The sequence below is a fragment of the Plesiomonas sp. ISS29 genome (assembly GCF_056522795.1).
On the sequence record NZ_JAWRZQ010000001.1, the window covers coordinates 1063434 to 1084357 of the forward strand.

Annotated in this window: 18 protein-coding genes; 8 read left to right on the plus strand and 10 right to left on the minus strand. The window is 50.0% G+C overall.

From position 1 onward, the window contains the following. Positions 1–31: 31 nt before the first annotated feature. Complete coding sequence (locus AC1HDJ_RS04760) at positions 32–958, plus strand: ABC transporter ATP-binding protein (RefSeq protein ID WP_479533790.1); 927 nt, start codon at positions 32–34, stop codon at positions 956–958. Further along, complete coding sequence (locus tag AC1HDJ_RS04765; protein ID WP_479533792.1) at positions 955–1725, plus strand: ABC transporter permease; 771 nt, start codon at positions 955–957, stop codon at positions 1723–1725. Before AC1HDJ_RS04760 ends, AC1HDJ_RS04765 begins: the two co-directional genes overlap by 4 nt. Before the next feature lie 268 nt (positions 1726–1993). Here AC1HDJ_RS04765 and AC1HDJ_RS04770 read toward each other — a convergent pair whose 3' ends face one another. The 9 genes from AC1HDJ_RS04770 to dksA all read right to left on the minus strand — a co-directional run bounded on the left by AC1HDJ_RS04770 (position 1994) and on the right by dksA (position 9387). Further along, on the minus strand, positions 1994–2461 hold the full coding sequence (locus AC1HDJ_RS04770; protein ID WP_479533794.1) for a hypothetical protein: 468 nt from the start codon (positions 2459–2461) through the stop codon (positions 1994–1996). A gap of 88 nt (positions 2462–2549) precedes the next feature. Then, a complete protein-coding gene (locus AC1HDJ_RS04775; RefSeq protein WP_479533796.1) occupies positions 2550–2888 on the minus strand; it encodes a hypothetical protein in 339 nt (112 codons plus the stop codon). A 443-nt stretch (positions 2889–3331) separates the two neighbouring features. Then, complete coding sequence (gene panD, locus AC1HDJ_RS04780) at positions 3332–3712, minus strand: aspartate 1-decarboxylase (protein ID WP_479537000.1); 381 nt, start codon at positions 3710–3712, stop codon at positions 3332–3334. 95 nt (positions 3713–3807) lie between these two features. Then, a complete protein-coding gene (panC, locus tag AC1HDJ_RS04785) occupies positions 3808–4662 on the minus strand; it encodes a pantoate--beta-alanine ligase (RefSeq protein ID WP_479533798.1) in 855 nt (284 codons plus the stop codon). Between the two features lie 192 nt (positions 4663–4854). Then, positions 4855–5649: a 3-methyl-2-oxobutanoate hydroxymethyltransferase gene (gene panB / locus AC1HDJ_RS04790; protein WP_479533800.1), complete on the minus strand. Its 795-nt coding sequence runs from the start codon at positions 5647–5649 to the stop codon at positions 4855–4857. 48 nt (positions 5650–5697) lie between these two features. Then, complete coding sequence (gene folK, locus AC1HDJ_RS04795; RefSeq protein WP_479533802.1) at positions 5698–6186, minus strand: 2-amino-4-hydroxy-6-hydroxymethyldihydropteridine diphosphokinase; 489 nt, start codon at positions 6184–6186, stop codon at positions 5698–5700. Next, on the minus strand, positions 6183–7616 hold the full coding sequence (gene pcnB / locus AC1HDJ_RS04800; RefSeq protein ID WP_479537002.1) for a polynucleotide adenylyltransferase PcnB: 1434 nt from the start codon (positions 7614–7616) through the stop codon (positions 6183–6185). The genes folK and pcnB overlap by 4 nt, the downstream gene beginning before the upstream one ends. A 183-nt stretch (positions 7617–7799) precedes the next feature. Further along, positions 7800–8699 (minus strand): tRNA glutamyl-Q(34) synthetase GluQRS, encoded by a 900-nt coding sequence (gluQRS, locus tag AC1HDJ_RS04805; RefSeq protein ID WP_479533804.1) that lies wholly within the window; start codon positions 8697–8699, stop codon positions 7800–7802. A 235-nt stretch (positions 8700–8934) separates the two neighbouring features. Next, a complete protein-coding gene (dksA, locus tag AC1HDJ_RS04810) occupies positions 8935–9387 on the minus strand; it encodes an RNA polymerase-binding protein DksA (protein ID WP_438622349.1) in 453 nt (150 codons plus the stop codon). 816 nt (positions 9388–10203) lie between these two features. Between dksA and AC1HDJ_RS04815 the strand changes: the two genes are divergently transcribed. The 3 genes from AC1HDJ_RS04815 (at position 10204) to mrcB (ending at position 15753) form a co-directional block, all read left to right on the plus strand. Continuing rightward, positions 10204–10374 (plus strand): hypothetical protein, encoded by a 171-nt coding sequence (locus AC1HDJ_RS04815; RefSeq protein ID WP_479533807.1) that lies wholly within the window; start codon positions 10204–10206, stop codon positions 10372–10374. 298 nt (positions 10375–10672) lie between these two features. Beyond that, a complete protein-coding gene (gene hrpB / locus AC1HDJ_RS04820) occupies positions 10673–13159 on the plus strand; it encodes an ATP-dependent helicase HrpB (protein WP_479533809.1) in 2487 nt (828 codons plus the stop codon). Further along, positions 13159–15753 carry a bifunctional glycosyl transferase/transpeptidase gene (gene mrcB / locus AC1HDJ_RS04825; protein WP_479533811.1) on the plus strand — a complete coding sequence of 865 codons (2595 nt, stop codon included), beginning with the start codon at positions 13159–13161 and terminating at the stop codon, positions 15751–15753. Before hrpB ends, mrcB begins: the two co-directional genes overlap by 1 nt. A 189-nt stretch (positions 15754–15942) precedes the next feature. Here the strand turns inward: mrcB and hemL are convergent, their stop codons facing one another. After that, positions 15943–17229 carry a glutamate-1-semialdehyde 2,1-aminomutase gene (hemL, locus tag AC1HDJ_RS04830; protein ID WP_479533813.1) on the minus strand — a complete coding sequence of 429 codons (1287 nt, stop codon included), beginning with the start codon at positions 17227–17229 and terminating at the stop codon, positions 15943–15945. Positions 17230–17490: 261 nt separating this feature from the next. Between hemL and clcA the strand changes: the two genes are divergently transcribed. From clcA to tyrS, 3 genes are all read left to right on the plus strand, one after another. Continuing rightward, a complete protein-coding gene (clcA, locus tag AC1HDJ_RS04835; protein WP_479533815.1) occupies positions 17491–18963 on the plus strand; it encodes a H(+)/Cl(-) exchange transporter ClcA in 1473 nt (490 codons plus the stop codon). A gap of 157 nt (positions 18964–19120) precedes the next feature. Further along, positions 19121–19465: an iron-sulfur cluster insertion protein ErpA gene (erpA, locus tag AC1HDJ_RS04840; protein WP_479533817.1), complete on the plus strand. Its 345-nt coding sequence runs from the start codon at positions 19121–19123 to the stop codon at positions 19463–19465. Positions 19466–19707: 242 nt separating this feature from the next. Beyond that, positions 19708–20910 carry a tyrosine--tRNA ligase gene (gene tyrS, locus AC1HDJ_RS04845; protein ID WP_479533819.1) on the plus strand — a complete coding sequence of 401 codons (1203 nt, stop codon included), beginning with the start codon at positions 19708–19710 and terminating at the stop codon, positions 20908–20910. Positions 20911–20924 lie beyond the last annotated feature (14 nt).

Genomic DNA, 20924 nt, shown 5'->3' on the forward strand with positions numbered 1-20924 from the left:
CAATTAGGATCAAATCAGGAGTAAATAGCCTATGCATGCGCTGGAAATTAAAGGGTTAACAAAACGATATGCTAACGGCGTGCAGGCACTGCGCGGCATTGATCTGACCGTTGAGGCCGGTGATTTTTATGCACTGCTCGGGCCAAACGGTGCGGGCAAATCAACCACCATTGGTATTATTACCTCGTTAGTGAATAAAACTGCCGGCAGTGTGAAGGTCTTTGGCCATGATCTCGATACTGATTTGGTGAATGTGAAACGCCAGCAAGGGCTGGTGCCGCAAGAGTTTAACTTCAACCCGTTTGAAACCGTGCTGCAAATTGTGGTGAATCAGGCCGGTTATTACGGTATTACTCGCCATGATGCACTGATCCGTGCCGAAAAGTATCTCAAACAGCTCGATTTATGGGAAAAACGCGATTCGCGTGCCCGCATGCTCTCTGGTGGTATGAAACGCCGTTTAATGATTGCCCGTGCGTTAATGCACGAACCTAAGCTGTTGATCCTCGATGAGCCTACGGCGGGTGTTGATATTGAACTACGCCGTTCAATGTGGGGCTTTCTTAAAGAGCTCAATGCACAAGGAACGACCATCATTCTGACTACCCACTATCTGGAAGAGGCCGAAATGTTGTGCCGCAATATCGGCATCATTCAGGGCGGTGAGCTGATTGAAAATACCTCAATGAAAAATTTGCTCGGCCAGCTTGAAAACGAAACCTTTATCTTAGATCTTGCCCCGCACAGCCCATTACCCAAACTGAACGGCTATCAAATCAAGATTACTGATACCAATACTATCGAGGTTATTGTAGCGCGTGAACAGGGGTTAAACGGCGTATTTAGCCAGCTGAGTCAGCAGGGCATTCAGGTTTTAAGCATGCGTAACAAAGCCAATCGGCTGGAAGAGCTGTTTGTCACATTAGTAAAAGGCGATCAAAAGGAACTGCAAGCATGATGCGTTTATATTGGGTGGCACTGCAAAGTATCTGGATCAAAGAGATCACCCGTTTTATGCGAATTTGGGTACAAACACTGGTGCCGCCGGTGATCACCATGTCACTCTATTTTGTGATTTTTGGCACCCTGATTGGTTCGCGTATTGGTGATATGCACGGCTTTAGCTATATGCAGTTTATTGTGCCGGGGCTTATCATGATGTCGGTTATCACCAACTCTTATTCGAACGTGGCCGCCTCATTTTTCAGCTCAAAATTCCAGCGAAATGTCGAAGAGCTGCTGGTTGCTCCTGTTCCGACGCACGTGATCATTCTTGGCTACATTGGTGGCGGGGTAGCACGTGGTTTGTGTGTTGGTATTCTGGTGACTATCATTTCACTGTTTTTTGTACAAATAGAGGTACAACACTGGTGGGTCGTGGCAGCAACTGTACTGATGACCTCGGTAGTGTTTGCCTTGGGTGGCCTGATTAACGCAGTTTATGCGCGTACCTTTGATGATATCAGCATTATTCCCACCTTTGTGCTGACACCGCTGACCTATTTAGGTGGCGTGTTCTACTCACTGACTCTGCTACCGCCATTTTGGCAGAGTGTGTCTCGCTTAAACCCAATAGTGTATATGATCAGTGGTTTTCGTGAGGGCTTTCTGGGTATTTCAGATGTCGGTTTGCCGATGACCTTTGGAGTATTAGCACTGTTTGTGGTTGGCTTATACGGTTATGCCTGGTATCTGATCTCACGCGGTATTGGTTTGCGCACCTAGGTGAGTGGCCAATGAAGGCTTGTAGCTAACAAAACCCCATAGCCAACAAAACAAAATAAAAACTGGGGTGGGATAAAAGCAAAAATGCCATTGTCAGCGTAAGTGACAATGGCATTTTTATTTTAAATTCAACGTGATGGATATGAAAAAATAGATCAACTAGCGAAGTATCCTTTAGGTAGGGTACACCTGAATGTCAACTAGATGGTTTGAGTTTAGCTGAACCTATCCGTGTTACAGTTGGCGTTAGTTATCTTTAAATGGTTGGTTATCTTTTAATGAATATGTTTCTTTTTTTTATTTTCTTGCGATTATTTTCCATTGAAAATAAACGAATAATAGCTGTCATGTACAAAAAAACAAATAATGAGATCAACCCTAGCATACAACTGGCATGTAATACCTCAAGTGAAAAGATATAATTGATATCGGTTTTATCTTGATTGATATTCAAGAGAAATCTCAGGGTATTTATTATTGGCAAGATCAATAAACCATATATGAAACCTTTGATGATGGTTGTTATCAAAAGACTTTTTTCTCGGCTTACTCTTATGGTTTCATTTATTGACCATTTGTATATTAGCAAGCACAAAAGTGCAATTAATGCATAAAAAGTAGCTTGGTGTGGTAGCTCGCTAATAAATGAAGCTTGATTATCAAAGTAAAGTATGGCTGTTAAAAATGATAAGGCGTTAATGGTAGCACTTTTCCTTGATATATTTTCTCCTTTCATTGATAACTCATCTCTACTTCTAGTTTAGTTTGGTTTGTTTTTTTGATTGTATTTTTTATCTCTATATTGATTTTTGTAGCTAAGGTTTTTATGCATACGCACTAAAATCATTTTGTTGTTTTGAATGTATTATTAGTGGTTTTCCATTTAACTGATAATACTGATTGTTAGTTTTTTCTTTTTCACTGCTATTTAATTGGCAGGTGTCATGAATTTTACTACGTTGAGTTTTTTGTTCATTTTTACAGTCATAATCTGTTTTGAAATCTCTGTTTTTGGGTTGATTTTTAAAGTTAGTGGGATAGTGGCTACTCGATAATTCTTTTAACTCTGGCTGGTTATTAATATGATTTACGGTTAATAATCCGATAATCGCAATTAATATCATGATTAAGCGCGTTTTCTGGGAAGGGATTTGTGCGTTCATGGTGCTTTAGGTCTCTAATTTTCTCTGATGAGTAGGGGTTAAAGATGACTAAAATAAATTATCTACAGTTTAAACTTATTCAGTTCAAACTGTGTTAATTTTGGTTTGATAAAGAGTGTTGCAGTGTGGCTGAAAAGCTATTTTGCATTAGAGTAAACATTATTAGCAAACATAAAAAATGAAATCAACATTCCATTTTTTGGAATGGTTTTTATTACGGAACTGGCGCAGATTATAAAATAATATAGAGCCTGATAGCGATAAGGCGAAGATGTAAAAATATGCTGAAGTTTTTTAGGTATTTAGGTATTTAGCTTTAGACGTAAGTAATGCTAAAGGGATAGTCTAATGACAATCCCTTTATACCTAGTGATGTAGGTTGAGTGTGATTTCAGTCAAGTTAGGCGCTGTGGTTATTCATAAAATAGATAGCAATGCTACTTTTATGCCATCTGTACCGGAATAGCGCTGGCTTTACGCTGCAGATTATTTTCCCTATCAAAATAGGCTAGCATCGGTTTATGTTGACGTGCCTTTGCATCGTCAATTTGCACATAAGCGCAGATAATCAGCAGATCGCCCGCGCTGGCTTTATGTGCCGCAGCACCGTTGACTGAAATAATTTTTGAACCCGCTTCGGCGGCAATCGCATAGGTCGAGAAACGCTCACCGTTGGTCACATTGTAAATATCAATCGCCTCATATTCCAAAATGCCGGAAGCATCTAGAAAATCCTGATCGATGGCACACGACCCTTCGTAGTGCAGATCTGCCTGCGTTACTGTCACGCGGTGTAGCTTACCTCTGAGCATAGTACGTTGCATAAACTTCAATCCTTTGTACAGCAAACCGAGTTCAATATAGGTCAGGCCCATAAGGGGCATCCGTACCCGTTTTCACTACGCATAATATTCATGAATCAGCGGGTAATGTCTACTACCGTATTATCAATTAAACGCGTTTTTCCCAGCCATGCAGCCATCAGTAATACCGCCTGCTGGCTGCCATTATGCAGCGGTTGCAGGCTGTTGGCATCGCAGATAAACAGCTTATCAGGGATAAAGCCAGCCTGTGTTAGTGCTGCCGAGCCACGCGCGATGATCGCTTCACTTTCGGTAGGAGCATGTTGCAACTCTTGAGCCATCAGCTGCATCACTTTGGCCAGCGTTGGTGCGCTAGCCCGCTCTGTTGCCGTTAGATGGCCGTTGCGTGAACTCAGTGCTAGACCGTCTTCGGCGCGTACGGTGGGAACAGCAACAATCTCAAGATCAAAAGCCAAATCTTGGACTAACTGGCGGATCAGCGCGAGCTGCTGATAGTCTTTTTGGCCAAAACAGGCGATATCCGGCTGTACCAGATTAAACAGCTTACTGACTACGGTAGCGACTCCGCGAAAATGGCCCGGTCGGCACTCACCTTCAAGAATATTTGAGATAGCGGGAACATCAACAATCGCCTGATTATCTAGCCCATTGGGGTAGATAATGTCGGCAGTCGGGGTGAACACCGCATAGACACTGGCGGCTTGCAGATGGGCGCAGTCTTGTTCTAGTGTGCGCGGGTAGTGTGCCAGATCACTGGCATTATCAAATTGCAGCGGGTTGACAAAAATACTGGCGATAACCACATCGGCACGGCGCTGAGCTTCATGCATCAGGGTGAGATGGCCGGGGTGTAAATTGCCCATTGTCGGTACAAATGCGATCCGTTTCCCTTCGGCTTTTAAGCGGCGAATTTCACGGCGCAGCACGGTGGTCGTTTCAATGATTAACATGCGCATTATCCTTAATTTGCCTGATTTTGTTCTTTTGTTCTTTTGTTCTTTTGTTCTGGTTTTTTCTGTTGTGAACCCGATCAGTAAATGCACTGATCTACAGATTACTCAGCATATTCACGGGTATTTTTTATTGGTGTATCGATTGATACATTTACCCGCGCATGTACGCACATAGAATGTACGCACATATCAGCGAAAAGTGTGCTCTTCTGCCGGGAACGTACCTTGTTCCACTTCTGCTACATACTGGCTGATGGCTTGGCGGATATCGCCGGTGGTGGCCAGATAGTTTTTCGAAAACTTTGGCATGTAGTTGGCGGAGATACCGAGGGCATCATGCATCACCAAAATTTGGCCGTCAGTATTCGCGCCCGCACCGATACCAATAACCGGAATAGTCAGGCGGCGGGTAATTTCACTGGCTAGCCCTTCAGGCACACATTCGAGCACCAGCATTTGTGCGCCGGCCTGTTGCAGCAGTAGGGCATCGTGCAAAATCTGCTCTGCACCATCCTCATCGCGCCCCTGCACTTTATATCCGCCAAAGAGGTGTACGGATTGCGGGGTTAAGCCTAAGTGGGCACAGACAGGTACAGCGCGCTCGGTCAGCATGCGAATAGTATCAACTAACCAATTGCCACCTTCGAGTTTGACCATGTTTGCGCCCGCCTGCATCAGCTTGGCGGCATTCAGACAGGCTTGCTCGGGGGTGGCGTAGCTCATAAAGGGCATATCGCCCAGCAGCAGGCACTCAGGCGCACCCTGACGAACACTGCGGGTATGATAGGCAATATCATCAATGGTGACAGGCAGCGTATCGGAGTGCCCTTGCAGCACCATGCCTAGTGAGTCACCAACTAACATCACCGGAACACCTTGTTCGGTGAAGAGTTTGGCAAAGCTGGCATCATAAGCGGTGATTGAAGCGAACTTGCGCCCTTCTTGCTTCCATTTACGCAGGTGGGTAAGTGTTATCTGACTCATGCTGCCTCTTATTTTTGTGGTGATGTTGCGGGAATGGCTGGCGCGGTGCTATGCAGGCTGCCAGCAGATTAAATCATTACGTGCGACCTGTTGCAGATAGTGTTGAAGTGGCGTGCTGTCTGGCAAGATTAGATCAGGGGCGATCTCGGCCAGCGGATACAGTACAAACTCGCGGACGGTCATACCATAATGCGGCACCACTAAACGCGGTTGGTCGATACAGGTGTTGCCGTAAAGCAGAATATCTAGATCCAGTGTGCGCGGCCCCCAGCGCTCAGCCTTCCGTTGCCGCCCGTGCTGTAATTCGATGTGTTGGGTTGCATCGAGCAATTCGAGTGGCGATAAGTGGGTATCGAGTGCGACAACCGCATTGATGTAATCGGGCTGATCTTGTGGCCCCATCGGTTTGCTGCGGTAGAGGCTTGAGCTGGTGATCCAGCGGCTGTTAGGAAGCTGTTTCAGGGCGGCGATAGCCTCACGAGCCTGCGTTACAGGCTCGATCAGGTTACTGCCTATCGCGATATAAACGCGGATCATGCCTGCGGTTTCCGCGGCCCAGTACGGCGACGGCGAAAATGCGGACGGCGCGGACGCTTGGGTTTGCCACTGCTGTCAGTTTCTGGTTCAACATCACGCATCAAGGTTTCGCGTTGGTTACCGTTACTGAGCTGAAAATCGGCCCACCACTGTACCAGCTCTTTTAGATCGCGCCCCTCAAAAGCGGCCCGCATCTCGAGCAGATCAAAACCGGCCCGGAATTTCGGATGTTCGAGTAGGCGGAAGGCTTTTTTCCCCTGACGGCGCGGCAGACGCAGTTGCAGCATCCAGATATCCCGGATCAGCGTGGTCAGGCGGCGTGGAATGGCCAGCGTACGGCACTGCTCATCTAAGATATCGTTCATGGCCACCATGAATGCATCATAGTAAGTCAGCCCGCTCTCTTGGGCGATACCCTGTGCCCGCTCAACTAGCGGATACCACAACATGGCTGCAAACAAGAAGGCTGGATTGACTCGCTTATCTTGATGGATACGATCATCGGTGCTGGTCAGTACTCGCTCAAGCATGTGCTCTAATGGGCTGTCTTCGTGCTCGGTAAAACCGGCCGAAACAACAGGGAACAGTTGCTGGAACAGGTTGTACTGGCGCAACAGTTTGTAGGTTTCAAACCCGTAACCGGCTTGCAGCAGTTTGAGTGACTCTTCAAACAGGCGTGCTTGTGGAATGCTGTTGAGCAGATAGGCCAGATCAGGGATCGGATCGGCGGTTTCGGCGGTCAGTGTCATGTTGAGTTTGACGGCAAAGCGGATCGCCCGCAGCATTCTGACCGGATCTTCACGATAGCGGGTTTCCGGATCACCAATCAAGCGCAGCACGCGGTTGTGCAGATCTTCCATGCCGTTGGCATAGTCACGAATGCTGAAATCGGCAATGTTGTAATACAGGCCGTTGACCGTAAAGTCACGGCGCTGCGCATCTTCATCAATATTGCCGTAGACATTATCGCGCAGCAGCATGCCGCCGTCAGATTGTACCGATTGATTCGCCGGTTTGGTGTTGTCTGTTGGGCTGTCGTCTTCATCGTGACTGTGATGGCCTCGGAAGGTTGCCACTTCAATCACCTCTTCGCCAAACAACACATGGGCTAGCCGGAAACGTCGGCCAACCAGTCGGCAGTTTCGGAACAGGCGACGAACTTGGTCAGGAGTTGCGTTGGTTGAGACATCAAAATCTTTCGGCTGTTTGCCAAGCAGAAGATCGCGCACACCGCCGCCAACCAAATAGGCATCGTAACCCGCTTTGTGCAGGCGATAGAGCACCTTCAGCGCATTTTCACTGATGCCTTGGCGTGAGATCCCGTGTTGATCGCGGGGGATGATGGTCAGTTTTAAATCCTCAACCGCAGGGGCTGCTGTGTCAGTTTGACCCAGTACTTTACGGCAGAAATGGGCTACTCGTGTAAAAATGGTACACCTCACAGTTGTATCGTGTGCAGTACACGCATACAGAAAAACCGCATATTCAGCTCCGTGATTCGGAATGCGGACAAAAAATCGTGGCTAATAATAGCGCAGCCCCCGCCAATTTAGAATGCTCTCGTATGCGTAAGAATATGCTTATGCTGTCGGGGCTGGCAGGTAGCGTGGCTATTATACGCTGTTATACAGGGCATCTTGCGGTAATAACGTATTTTCCTGTGGAATGTTTTGCACGCGCCAGTGGCTAACCGCCCAGCTTAATAGCTGATCAACGGTAGCATCTTGCCAGTTATCCGGCAGTGGTTGCCCTAAAAAGCGCAGTGCCCGTGCCAATGTTTGCATCGGTTGCACGCGGTTAATCGGGGTGGCATGGTTTTGCTTTGAGAGCTTGTTGCCATCGGTATTCATCGCTAATGGTAGGTGGAGAAACTGCGGTACAGAGGCGCCGAGCGCTTGATACAAGGCTATTTGGCGTACGGTAGGCTCAATTAAATCCGCTCCGCGTACAATCTCTGTTACGCCCTGATGAATATCATCAAGCACCACCGCCAGATTGTAGGCGTACAAACCATCACGGCGGAACAAAATAAAATCTTCCTCTGCCAGCGCGTTGGGCACGGTAATCTGGCCGCGCAGCGTATCGGTAAAATGGTAGACCGGTTGCTGCTGACAAAAACGAATAGCACTGTGTTCAGCCAGACAAGCGCGCTGGCGACAGTGGCCATTATAAAACCCGCCCATCTGCTGGATCTGCTTGCGCGTGCAGCGGCAATAGTAAGCCGAGTGCTGCGCTAGCAAGCGATGCAGCGTTTCATCATAGACCGCATGGCGATCAGATTGATATAAAACCTCTCCATCCCAATACAGATGATAGGTTTCCAGTGTACGAAGGATCTGTGCCGAAGCACCGGCTACTTCGCGTGGCGGATCAATATCTTCAATCCGTAGCTTCCATAAACCGTGCTGGCTGCGTGCCTGTAAGTAACTGCCGAGAGCGGCAATTAAAGAGCCAAAATGCAGAGACCCTGAAGGTGAGGGAGCAAAGCGGCCAATATAGGGTTGAGTGTTCATTCCGGTTATTGTGGTGATTAATCAACGTTCATGATGCAGGGCAGTATAACGGTTTGTCTTTCTCTGTGCGGAGAAATCTGTACGGATAATAAAGAGGGCAATAAAAGGAGAGGGTATCTGTGCAGTTTGGAAAGATAAAAGGGAGCAAAGCTCCCTTTTATCGGTGTCTGACTATGCTGTCAGCACTGTTCCCTACAGTGAGGCCATTATCCTATAACAGCGCTCAACCGAGGGATTAGCCGGCCATCTGCTTTTCGCGGATTTCTGCCAGTGTTTTACAGTCGATACACAAATCGGCTGTCGGGCGGGCTTCAAGACGGCGAATACCGATCTCAACACCACACGACTCACAGAAACCGAAGTCATCTTCTTCAATTTTCAGCAGGGTTTTTTCGATCTTTTTAATCAGCTTACGTTCACGGTCACGGTTACGAAGTTCTAAACTGAACTCCTCTTCCTGCGCGGCACGGTCTACCGGATCGGGGAAGTTAGCCGCTTCATCCTGCATATGGGTGACAGTGCGATCAACCTCAACCCTGAGCTGATTACGCCATGCTTCAAGAATCTTTTTGAAATGCGCGAGCTGGGCTGCATTCATGTACTCCTCGCCCGGCTTTTGCTGATAAGGCTCAACCTCTGCGATGGCAAGAATGCCCAGAGACGATTTCCTGATTTGGCCTTCTGGCATGCTGCTTCTCCTAAATACGCGCTACCCACCCCCCGTTAGGGGGTAAAATTAGGCCGCTATAAATAGCAGAACGATACAGGATTGGCAATTTTTCACACCTATGGTGTGAAGATAAGCGCACTTTACCTGCTTATTCCGCCCAAAATAGCGACATTTTAAGCACCTAGTTGGTGGATTAACATGACTTTTAGTAACAAAAAGGCCGTGTTAAACCGAAAGTATAAGTTCTGTGATAGCAGTGCGTGTTCCGCAGTAGGATACCCCAAAACAACCACTAGAATGTCAGCACAGGCTATCGCTCCATGCCCGCATCGCCGGCATGATGCGGCGAACGATACTGCTGACATTCCTGAACGTGAGCACATCGGTACACGGCGGTGCTTACTTCGTGTACACAAACGGCATCGGGAAAGTATCCACATTGATATTGCAGTAAGGTGACAAGCCACCTTTTACTATAGCAGCGTATGCTGATATTACCTCGGTACTCAGCGCTACGCAGTGCATACTTTATGCGTGATCTTGGCCTTAGGCCGATCACGCGCCATCACGTTATTTACCCCGCTTTTCAGCGGCGCAACACCATACCCTATCTGTTGAGCTGATGCATCAGGTCATTACGTTGAAATCATGTTTATGTGTTGAGTTTCATGCTTCCAACCCAGAGTGTTCGGTTTTTTACTTTTTTTGTCAGACTTCTGGCCTGATTTTGTCGGGTGAAATCTTGTGATAAATGGCGCGGTCAGCGTGGCTTTTATAAAGAAAAAGGCCCCATACAAGAGAAAAAAGAGCTAAAAATCAAAATATTGCTTAGGGATGAGCACTATTCTGCGCGCTATTTATCCGCTAGAAAAACAAACAGGCCTATATAAAGGAAGAGAGCAACAGCAGACAGAAGAGGCTAAAAAACCGACAAGGGATATAAAACAGCACAGAGTAATACCGGAATATTTAAAAATGTACGAAGATGAAAAAAAAGATGAATAGGCCGGAATACAGCTTAATCGCTCTGTATCCTGCCCATAACCGGCTTAAAAATAGGCAAACATTCACGCACTAAGCGTCAACTTTTTTCTGAGATAAACGGCTGCGTAAAAAGTCATATCAACAACGATGCTGCACAGAACAGAACAGAAGTACAGGATAGAAGTACAGAACAACCGCACGGTACAAGTCAGCCGGCACTTTGCTACAATACCGTGGCCATTGTCATACGGAAAATATCGCTTTTTCAAGGCGGTAAACTTCCCGACACTATTGATAAAAAAAGAAGCAGAAAATCGCCATGTCTGAAACCTCTCTGCCGATTTGTGCGGTGATCCCGTCACTGCTACAGGCATTACAGCAGCAACCACAGGTTATCTTAAAAGCGCCGCCGGGAGCTGGAAAATCAACGTGGCTGTCGGTTGAGCTGCTGCGCCAGCCATGGCTGACGGGTAAAATTATCCTACTTGAGCCGCGGCGCTTGGCCGCGCGCAGCATTGCCGACAGATTAAGCCAACATCTAGGTGAAACCACCGGCCACACCGTGGGTTACCGTATGCGGGCCGAGAGTCGGGTCAGCGCCCATACCCGTCTAGAAGTGGTCACTGAAGGTGTACTGACCCGCTGGCTGCAACAAGATCCCGAATTGAACGGCATTAGCCTGATCATTTTTGATGAGTTTCATGAGCGCAGTTTGCAGGCAGATTTGGCACTGGCGCTGGCGCTTGAGGTGCAGCGCGAGCTACGTGATGATCTGAAACTGTTGGTGATGTCAGCCACGCTCGATGATCAGCGCCTGCAACAACTGCTACCCGATGCACCCGTTATTGAATCAGCCGGACGCAGCTATCCGGTTGAGGTGCGTTACCAGACAGTTGCGGCGAACACGGGTATCGAAGAGGCCGTGGCCAATACCACCCTGAATGTGCTGGCACAGGCGGCCGGATCGGTACTGGTATTTCTTCCGGGAATGGCCGAAATAGAGCGGGTGGCCCAGCGCCTGCAGGGCCGCCTTGATGCCGATACTGATCTCTGCCCGCTGTATGGCGCACTGAGTTTGTCTGCCCAGCGGCAGGCCGTTGCACCGGCAACCAAAGGGCGACGTAAAGTGGTGTTGGCCACCAATATTGCCGAAACTAGCCTGACTATTGAGGGCATCCGGCTAGTGATCGACAGCGGGATCGAGCGGCAAAGCAGCTTTGATCCACGCAGCGGGATCACCCGATTACAGACCGTGCGGATCTCCCGCTCATCGATGATCCAACGCGCCGGACGCGCAGGGCGAACCGAGGCCGGCATTTGCGTGCGGCTGTACAGCCAAGAGCAGGCCGAGCGAGCACCAGAGCAGACCAGTGCCCAAATTTGTCGCAGCGATCTGAGCAGTGTCTGGCTCGACCTGTTACTCTGGGGGTGCCACGACATCCAGACACTCTCACTGCTCGATATTCCGCCGATTGCTAATCAGCGCGCAGCCAAGCAGCTACTAGAGCAACTCGGTGCGCTTGATGCCGATACACAGCGATTGACGACGTATGGGCGGGCGATGGCCGCATTGGGCTGCGATCCACGTCATGCCGCTATGCTGTTGGAAGGTGTCGCACACAGCCCGTCGGCGGCACGGCAGGCCGCGCTTTGTGTTGCCTTGCTGGAAGACCCGCCACGGCGTGGAGATGATCTACAACGTTTACAGCCTGATTCGCGTGCGCGGCAGCGTGCTGCACAACTGTTGCAGCGTTTGGGTGTTTCCGGTGATGCAAAATCAGTATCGGATTCGGCGCAAAATACCGCGCAGAATGTAGTAGATGATAATCTCACTGCACACCTGCTGGCCACCGGCTACCCTGACCGGATCGGCCAAAATCGGGGTAGCGATGGCCGTTTTCAACTTTCCGGTGGCAACGGCGCACGTTTGGCCGATGATAGCGCCCTGCAAGGTGCGCGCTGGATTATCGCACCTGCGCTGATTATCGGAGCCAATAGCCGGGAAGCACGCATTTTACTGGCCAGTGAAATTGATATTGAGGCTCTGGTACGCCAGAACCCGCAACGGGTACATCAGCGTATGGCGCTGGAGTGGGATGCCGCACGCGGCAGCCTGCGGGCGATCATGCGGCGCAAAATAGGCGCGCTGACACTCAGCGAACAACCGATGAGCCGACCTGAACCGGCATTGATGCAGCAAGCTCTGCTTGATTGGATCCGTGATCAGGGGCTGTCGGTATTGCCATGGAGTGAGGCGGCGGTGCAACTGCGCGAACGGCTGCGCTGCGCACCGGCGTGGCTGCCTGAACTGGCATGGCCGGATGCCTCGGATGAGGGGTTGCTGGCTGAACTTGAACAGTGGTTAGCCCCTTCACTGGCACAGGTGCAGGATGTGCGCGGATTAAAACAGCTTGATCTTCATCAGGCGCTGCGTAATCTGCTCGACTGGTCTTTGCGCCAGCGTCTGGATCAGGCATTACCGGTAACCTATACCGTACCGACCGGATCGGCTATTCCCATTCGTTATGCGCAAGGCGAAGATCCGGTACTGGCGGTACGTTTACAAGAGATGTTTGGTGAGCAAGCTTCACCGCGCATTGCCGAAGGGCGGGTGGCGCTGGTGCTTGAGTTGCTCTCACCGGCTCGCCGACCGTTGCAGATCACCCGTGATCTGAGTACCTTCTGGCTGGGGGCATATAAAGATGTGCAAAAAGAGATGAAAGGGCGTTATCCGAAACATGTGTGGCCGGATGATCCCGCAAACACCGATGCCACGCGTAAAACCAAAAAATACTGGCAGGGATAATGAAATACGACGACAAGGATGACGATCGTACACCTATCGGACGGCGGCACTCGGCTACCGGCGAGCGCCGCTCAGCACGCACATCGGCATCACGCTCTGATGATAATGAGAGGAATGATCCGCCTCTTTCGTTAAACGGTGTCACCCTAATAAACCGTGCAGCAGAAACTGCCATAACAGAAAAACCGCGCATTTCGCGCACTAATCGCAGCAGTAATAGTAACGATACCAACAATGATAATAATGATAACAACGATGAAGAACATGATGATGATGCGGAGTTTGCGCTGATGGCTACTTCGCGCTCATGGAAACGCCGACTGTTCGGTTTGAGTTTGAAACTCGGGTTGATAGGTCTGGTCGCGCTGGCCGGTTGGGGTATCTATCTTGACAGTAAAATCCGTAATCGTATGGATGGGCAAGTCTGGCAACTGCCCGCCTCGGTGTATAGCCGCATTATCACCCTGCAACCGGGTGAGCCATACTCACTGAAAATGATGAGCGAGGCGCTGCAGGGTATGCAGTATCGTCCGGTCAATGCGCTGCGTCGCCCTGGCGATATGGTGGTGGGGAAAAGCAGCATCGATATCTTCCGCCGCCCGTTTGATTTTCCCGATGGCCCTGAGCCGCAGATCCGGCTGCGTCTGAGCTTTCAAAATGATCAGCTAACCAGCATGCGTGATCTGGATAACGGCGAGCAGATGCAGATGCTGCGTATTGATCCGAAACTGATCAGCATGATGCAGTCTCCGCATAACGAGCAGCGGCTGTTCACTCCGCGTGAAGGTTTCCCCGATCTGCTGATTGAGACCCTACTGTTGACCGAAGATCGTGATTTTTATAACCATGATGGCGTCAACCCGTTGGCGATTGGCCGTGCGGTATGGGTCAACCTGCTGGCCGGCCGTACGGTGCAGGGCGGCAGTACCATTACCCAGCAGCTTGCAAAAAATCTGTTTCTGAGCAACCAGCGTTCACTGATCCGGAAAATCCGCGAAGCTTATATGGCAGTGCTGATTGATTACCGTTACAGCAAAGAGCGGATTTTAGAAACCTACTTAAATGAAGTCTATTTAGGGCAAAATGGTAACGATCAGATCCACGGATTTGCGCTGGCCAGCTTGTTCTATTTTGGCCGTCCGGTGAATGAGTTGACCACCGATCAGCAGGCACTGTTGGTCGGTATGGTAAAAGGCCCATCGTACTACAATCCGTGGCGTTATCCTGAGCGGGCTAAAGAGCGCCGCAATGTGATCTTAAAAGTGATGCAAGATCAGCAGGTGATCGATCAGGAGCTGTACGATCTGCTCAGCGCGCGCCCGCTCGGGGTGCAGGCGCGTGGAGAGGTGACTGCTAGCCAGCCCGCCTATATGCAGGTGATGCGGCAAGAGCTGCGACAGGCTTTGGGGGCAAAAGTTGAGAATCTGGCCGGTATGCGGATCTTTACCACGCTCGATCCGGCGGTACAACAGGCGGCGGAGCAGGCGGTTCAGGCTGGCATTCCGGCACTGCTCAGTCAGCATCATCTTAAGCAGCTTGAAACGGCAATGGTAGTGGTTGATCGTTACAGCGGTGAGATCCGCGCTCTGATTGGCGGGGCACAAACCAGTTATGCCGGTTTCAACCGCGCACTACAGGCCCGCCGGCCGATTGGCTCTCTGGTTAAACCGCCGATTTATATGACCGCGCTGATGTCGCCGGATCGCTATCGCCTGAACACTGAGCTGGCCGATAACCCGCTCTCGATTCGGATGCCGAATGGCCAGCTCTGGCAGCCGAAAAACTATGATCGCAAATACCGCGGGCAAGTGACGCTATTAAATGCGCTGGTCAACTCGCTGAACGTACCGACCGTCAATCTGGGCATGGCGATAGGGGTTGAAACTGTCGGCAATATGATCCACAAAATGGGCATTGATCAGCAGTATATTCCGCAGCTGCCAGCCATGTTACTCGGCTCAATTAGCCTGACGCCGGTTGAAGTTACTCAGATTTACCAAACATTATCGAGTGGCGGTCAGCATGTGCCGTTATCCACCCTGCGCAGCGTGCAAGATGAAAATGGTCAGCCACTGTTTGAAAGCCTGCCTGAGGCGCAAACCGTGGTGCCTTCACAGGCGGCGGATCTGGCGTTGTACGGCATGCAGCAAGTGGTGGCTCGCGGTACTGCCCGTTCACTGAACTCGCGTTTTAACGCCGGATTGGCAGGGAAAACGGGTACCACCAATGAGCTGCGCGACAGTTGGTATGTCGGGGTTGACGGCAAAAATGTGGTCACCGTCTGGGTTGGGCGCGATGATAACGGCGAGGCCAAACTCACCGGCGCTAACGGTGCACTGACTTTGTATCGTCGTTATCTCGAAAATTTGCCGCCGATGCCGCTGGTTATTAAAATGCCGCCGGGAATAGCTTGGGTTGGTGTTAGTCCGAGTGGGGCATTTGATTGTGGATCGGCACAGAAATTGCCGGTATGGAGCAGTGATCCCGAGCAGTTCTGTTACCGCCCAGAGCCGGTGTACCAGCCTGCGCCGTCAGAGTCTGCTCATCCTATCGATCAGATGGGGAGCTGGATCCAGAACGTACTTGGCTTATAGCGTTAAACGCGGATTAAAAAAACGTGTTTAGTGCTCTGTTCGTACAGACTATAAATGGCAAACCAGAAGATAAAAAATAAGACAAAAAAGCCGCCACCCTGAGCAGGGCAGCGGCTTTTTTATATTTACGGGATGCCTCTACTTTACGAAATATATTGACGAAAACACCCGTGTTAATCTGGCCTGTGGTTATTGGCCCAGTTTGGCAAAACAGCGCTCTGCGGCTGCAATGGTCTCATCAATGTCAGCCTCTGAATGCGCCAGAGACATAAAACCGGCCTCAAACGCAGAAGGCGCAAGATATTGGCCTTCATCCAGCATCAGGTGGAAGAAGTGCTTAAAGCGCTCTACATCACAGGCCAGCACATCCTGATAACAGGTAACACGCTCAGCATCGGTAAAGAACAAACCGAACATACCACCAACCTGATTGACTACCACCCCGATATTCTGACGCTGCGCCGCGGCACACAAGCCCTTAGCCAAACGCACAGTCAGCGCGTTCAGGCGCGCTTCATTACCCGCTTTCGCCAACTCAGTTAAGCAGGCATAACCGGCTGCCATGGCAATTGGGTTGCCCGACAGCGTACCGGCCTGATACACAGGTCCGGTTGGCGCGATATGCGCCATCACATCACGGCGGCCACCAAATGCGCCGACCGGCATACCGCCACCGATGATTTTACCCAAACAGGTGATATCGGGTGTCACACCGTAGTAGGCTTGCGCACCGCCTAATGCCACCCGAAAACCGGTCATCACCTCATCAATAATCAGCAGCGCGCCAAACTTATCACACAGCGCGCGAAGTCCTGGTAAAAAGCCCTCTTCTGGCGGGATACAGTTCATATTACCGGCTACCGGCTCGATAATAATGCAGGCAATTTCCGTCGGGAACTGCTCGAATGCCATTTGTACCGAGGCCAAATCATTGTAAGTACAGGTCAGCGTGTGCTTAGCAAAATCAGCCGGAACACCTGGTGAGTTGGGTTGGCCCAGCGTCAGCGCGCCCGATCCAGCCTTCACCAGCAGAGAGTCAGCATGACCGTGATAGCAGCCCTCGAACTTGATTATTTTGTCACGATTTGTGTAACCGCGCGCTAAACGGATCGCACTCATGGTAGCCTCTGTACCTGAGCTGACCATCCGAATTAACTCCATCGAAGGCACTAGCTGCGTCACGCGCTCGGCCATGATGACTTCCATTTCGGTCGGCGCACCAAAACTCAACCCGCGCTCGGCAGCGTCGATAACCGCGTGGCGGATAGCTGGGTGATTATGCCCCAGAACCATCGGCCCCCAAGAGCCAACGTAGTCGGTGTACTGCTTGCCCTCTACATCAAACAGATAAGCGCCATCTGCACGCTCAACAAACAGCGGGCTACCGCCAACGCCGTTAAATGCACGAACCGGTGAGTTTACGCCGCCGGGAATGGTTTTTTGGGCCTGAGCAAATAAGGTTTCTGACTTGGTCATACGGAATTCCTGAATATCTGTCACTACACTAAGATCATTATGCTCAGGCAATGACACTAAAAAAAGGGCACATACGCAAGGAGTGTAAAGAGCTCTCATCCCATTGCGTTAACACCAAACGCACACAAATAGACTAAAACAGGGTGGAAAAGCAAAGCAGATATAGTAATCGAAATGATTTAGCGCAGCGATCTGTGTTGCAGATCACGCTACGATTCATACTACAATTTTTATATTTCCCAGATTAGGATTGTTTTTTCTATGAGTGGCTTGATTGACGGTACACCTGCACAGCCCACTGTCAGGCAAGGAAACACAGGCCGGGTTCGCCGCCTGTTAGAACAAGATAAAACCCCGGTAATTGTACTGATACTGTGTGCCTTGGTCGGCTTGTGTGCCGGTGGTGTCGGGGTGGCGTTTAACCACTTTGTTGCTTGGGTGAAGTTTGAGCGTGTTGATGTACTGGCCTCTATCGCCGATTACGACATTCTGGTCTGGATTGGTGTTTTTATTCTTTCCGCTGGGCTTGCCGCCTTTGGTTACTATTTGGTTAACCGGTTTGCGCCGGAAGCCGCTGGTTCGGGTATTCAAGAAATTGAGGGCGCAATGGATGGCCTGCGTCCGGTACGCTGGTGGCGGGTATTGCCAGTGAAGTTTTTTGGCGGATTGGGCACGTTAGGTTCAGGCATGGTGCTCGGGCGTGAAGGGCCAACGGTACAGATGGGCGGCGCGGTAGCACAGATGATTGCCGATATTTTCCGGATGGGAAAAAATCCAGAGATCCGCAATACTCTGCTGGCCGCCGGAGCCGCCGGTGGTTTAACCGCCGCCTTTAACGCGCCATTAGCGGGCGTGTTGTTTGTCATAGAAGAGATGCGCCCGCAATTTCGCTACAGCATGATCTCGATTAAAGGGATTTTTCTGAGTGTCATCATGGCATGCCTGATGGTGCGCTTTTTTACCGGACAAGTGCCTGAGTTACCGCTCGGTGCGCTTGGATTTGTGCCGCTGCATTCACTATGGCTATTTTTAGTGCTGGGAATGTTTTTCGGTGTATTTGGCGTGCTGTTCAACCGCATGGTGTTCTGGTCACAAGATAAATTTGCCGCACTGCATGGCGGGCAACGGCGTAAATTTGTATTAACCGGCGCACTGATTGGCGGAACCTGTGGTTTGCTGGCACTGTTGGTGCCTGAAGTCTCGGGTGACGGTATGTCTTTGGTGATGATTGCTGCAAAAGGCAACTTCACGATTACCGCTCTAATGCTGATTTTTGCCGCACGGGTGATCACTACCCTGATGTGCTTCTGCTCCGGTGCACCGGGCGGTATTTTTGCCCCGAGTCTGGCTATTGGTACGCTGTTTGGTACAGCATTTGGTACATTTGCTAGCATGTTGTTTCCCCAATACCACCTTGAAATTGCAACCTTCTCAATTGCTGGCATGGGCGCACTATTTGCTGCCACCGTACGCGCTCCGCTGACTGGGCTGGTGTTGGTGCTTGAGATGACAGAGAACTACCAGCTAATTTTACCTATGCTCATCACAGTATTGGGTGCAACACTGCTTGCCCAAGCACTGGGTGGCAGGCCGTTGTATAGTGTGCTGCTTGAGCGCACCTTGCAAAAGCAGGCGCAGCAACAGGCATTGCAGCAAGCACAAGAGCAAACACAAGTGCCACAGCCTGCAGCGGAAAATGTTAATGCTGAAGCACCGGTGCAAACCGCAAAATAGTGTCTGCTGCGGGTCGGCATTAGGGTATGATTCCCGAAACTCGGCAATGTATGTGTGCCGATAACGATATAATCACACACAATAATGATGCTCAATACTTGAACGTATTGGTCAGGTATTAGATAATCGGCCCGCTTCTGATTGTGGAGACAGAATAATGAGTGACGTACCAGCCTTGCCCCTGCAGTTTACTGATGCAGCGGCAAATAAAGTGAAGACGCTGATTGCGGAAGAGAATAACCCAAACCTGAAATTACGCGTTTATATCACCGGTGGTGGTTGCAGTGGTTTCCAGTATGGTTTTACGTTTGATGAAGTGGTTAACGATGGTGACATGCTGATTGAAAACAGCGGTGTTGCACTGGTGGTTGACCCAATGAGCCTGCAATATTTGATCGACGGTGAAGTTGATTATATTGATGGTCTGGAAGGATCACGCTTTGTGGTGCAAAATCCGAATGCAAAAAGCACCTGTGGTTGTGGTTCATCGTTCAGTATTTAAACTGAACAGAGTCAGAATGTGGGTGTTTTGCACCAGCCGAAAAGAGAATGCCCCGTTATTATTACGGGGTATTTTTTTGTCTGTGTATCCCTAAAACAGGATAAATCTCTTTTCTGTGAAAATTTGTACTCTACAGGCCGAATAATCCTGCCGATTCCCCTGTGTTCCGGTTTGCCTTGCCTGCTGAATCCAGTAGTATGGAACATTCACAATGACTATTTTTACGTATCTAGGAGACCCGAATGGTGCGTATTGAAGAAGCACTGGCGGTAATTAAGCGCGGTGTGGATGACTTACTGCCGGAAGATGAACTCATCGCCAAGCTGAAAGAAGGGCGACCACTGCGGGTGAAGCTGGGCGCTGATCCGACAGCACCGGATATTCACCTTGGTCATACCGTCATTCTGACCAAGTTGCGTCAGTTCCAAGAGCTGGGCCATGAGGTTATTTTCCTGATTGGTGATTTCACCGGCATGGTCGGTGATCCTTCGGGCAAAAATACCACCCGCCCGCCGTTGACCAAAGATCAGGTGCTGGCGAATGCGGAAACGTATAAAGAGCAGGTGTTTAAAGTTCTTGATCCGGCCAAAACCCGCATTGAGTTTAACTCTAGCTGGTTGGGCGAAATGGGTGCTGAAGGGATGATCCGCCTTGCTGCCCGCCAGACAGTGGCGCGTATGCTCGAACGTGATGATTTTAAAACCCGTTTCCGTGATAACCAGTCAATTGCTATTCACGAGTTTATGTACCCGCTATTGCAGGGCTATGACTCTGTGGCACTCGAAGCGGATGTTGAGCTTGGTGGTACCGATCAGCGCTTCAATCTGCTGATGGGGCGTGAACTGCAAAAAGATTATGGCCAGAAGCCACAAATCGTCATCACCATGCCGCTACTGGTTGGGTTAGATGGCGAAAAGAAAATGTCAAAATCTGCTCACAACTATATCGGGATCAGCGAAGCGCCGACCGAGATGTTCGGTAAAGTGATGTCGATTTCTGATGAGCTGATGTGGGATTGGTACGTGCTGCTCTCTTTCCGCCCACTGGCTGAAATCGAGGATTTCAAAGCGCGCGTAGCGGCCGGTACACTGAACCCGCGTGATGTGAAAGTGTGGCTGGCAAAAGAGATTATTGCCCGTTTCCATTCACAAACCGATGCTGATGCCGCAGAGCAAGAGTTTATCAACCGTTTCCAAAAAGGCGCGATGCCGGAAGATATGCCGGAGCTGACGCTGGAGGCGGGTAGTGAAGGTATTGCGATTGCCAATTTGCTCAAAGAGGCCGAATTGGTGGCATCAACGTCAGAAGCGCTGCGGATGATTAAGCAGGGCGGCGTGAAGATTGATGGCGATAAAGTGGATGATGCCAAGCTTACCCTGAGCGCCGGCAATACTGCCGTGTATCAGGTAGGTAAGCGTAAATTTGCGCGTGTCACCTTGAAATAATCTGCTTGAAACAG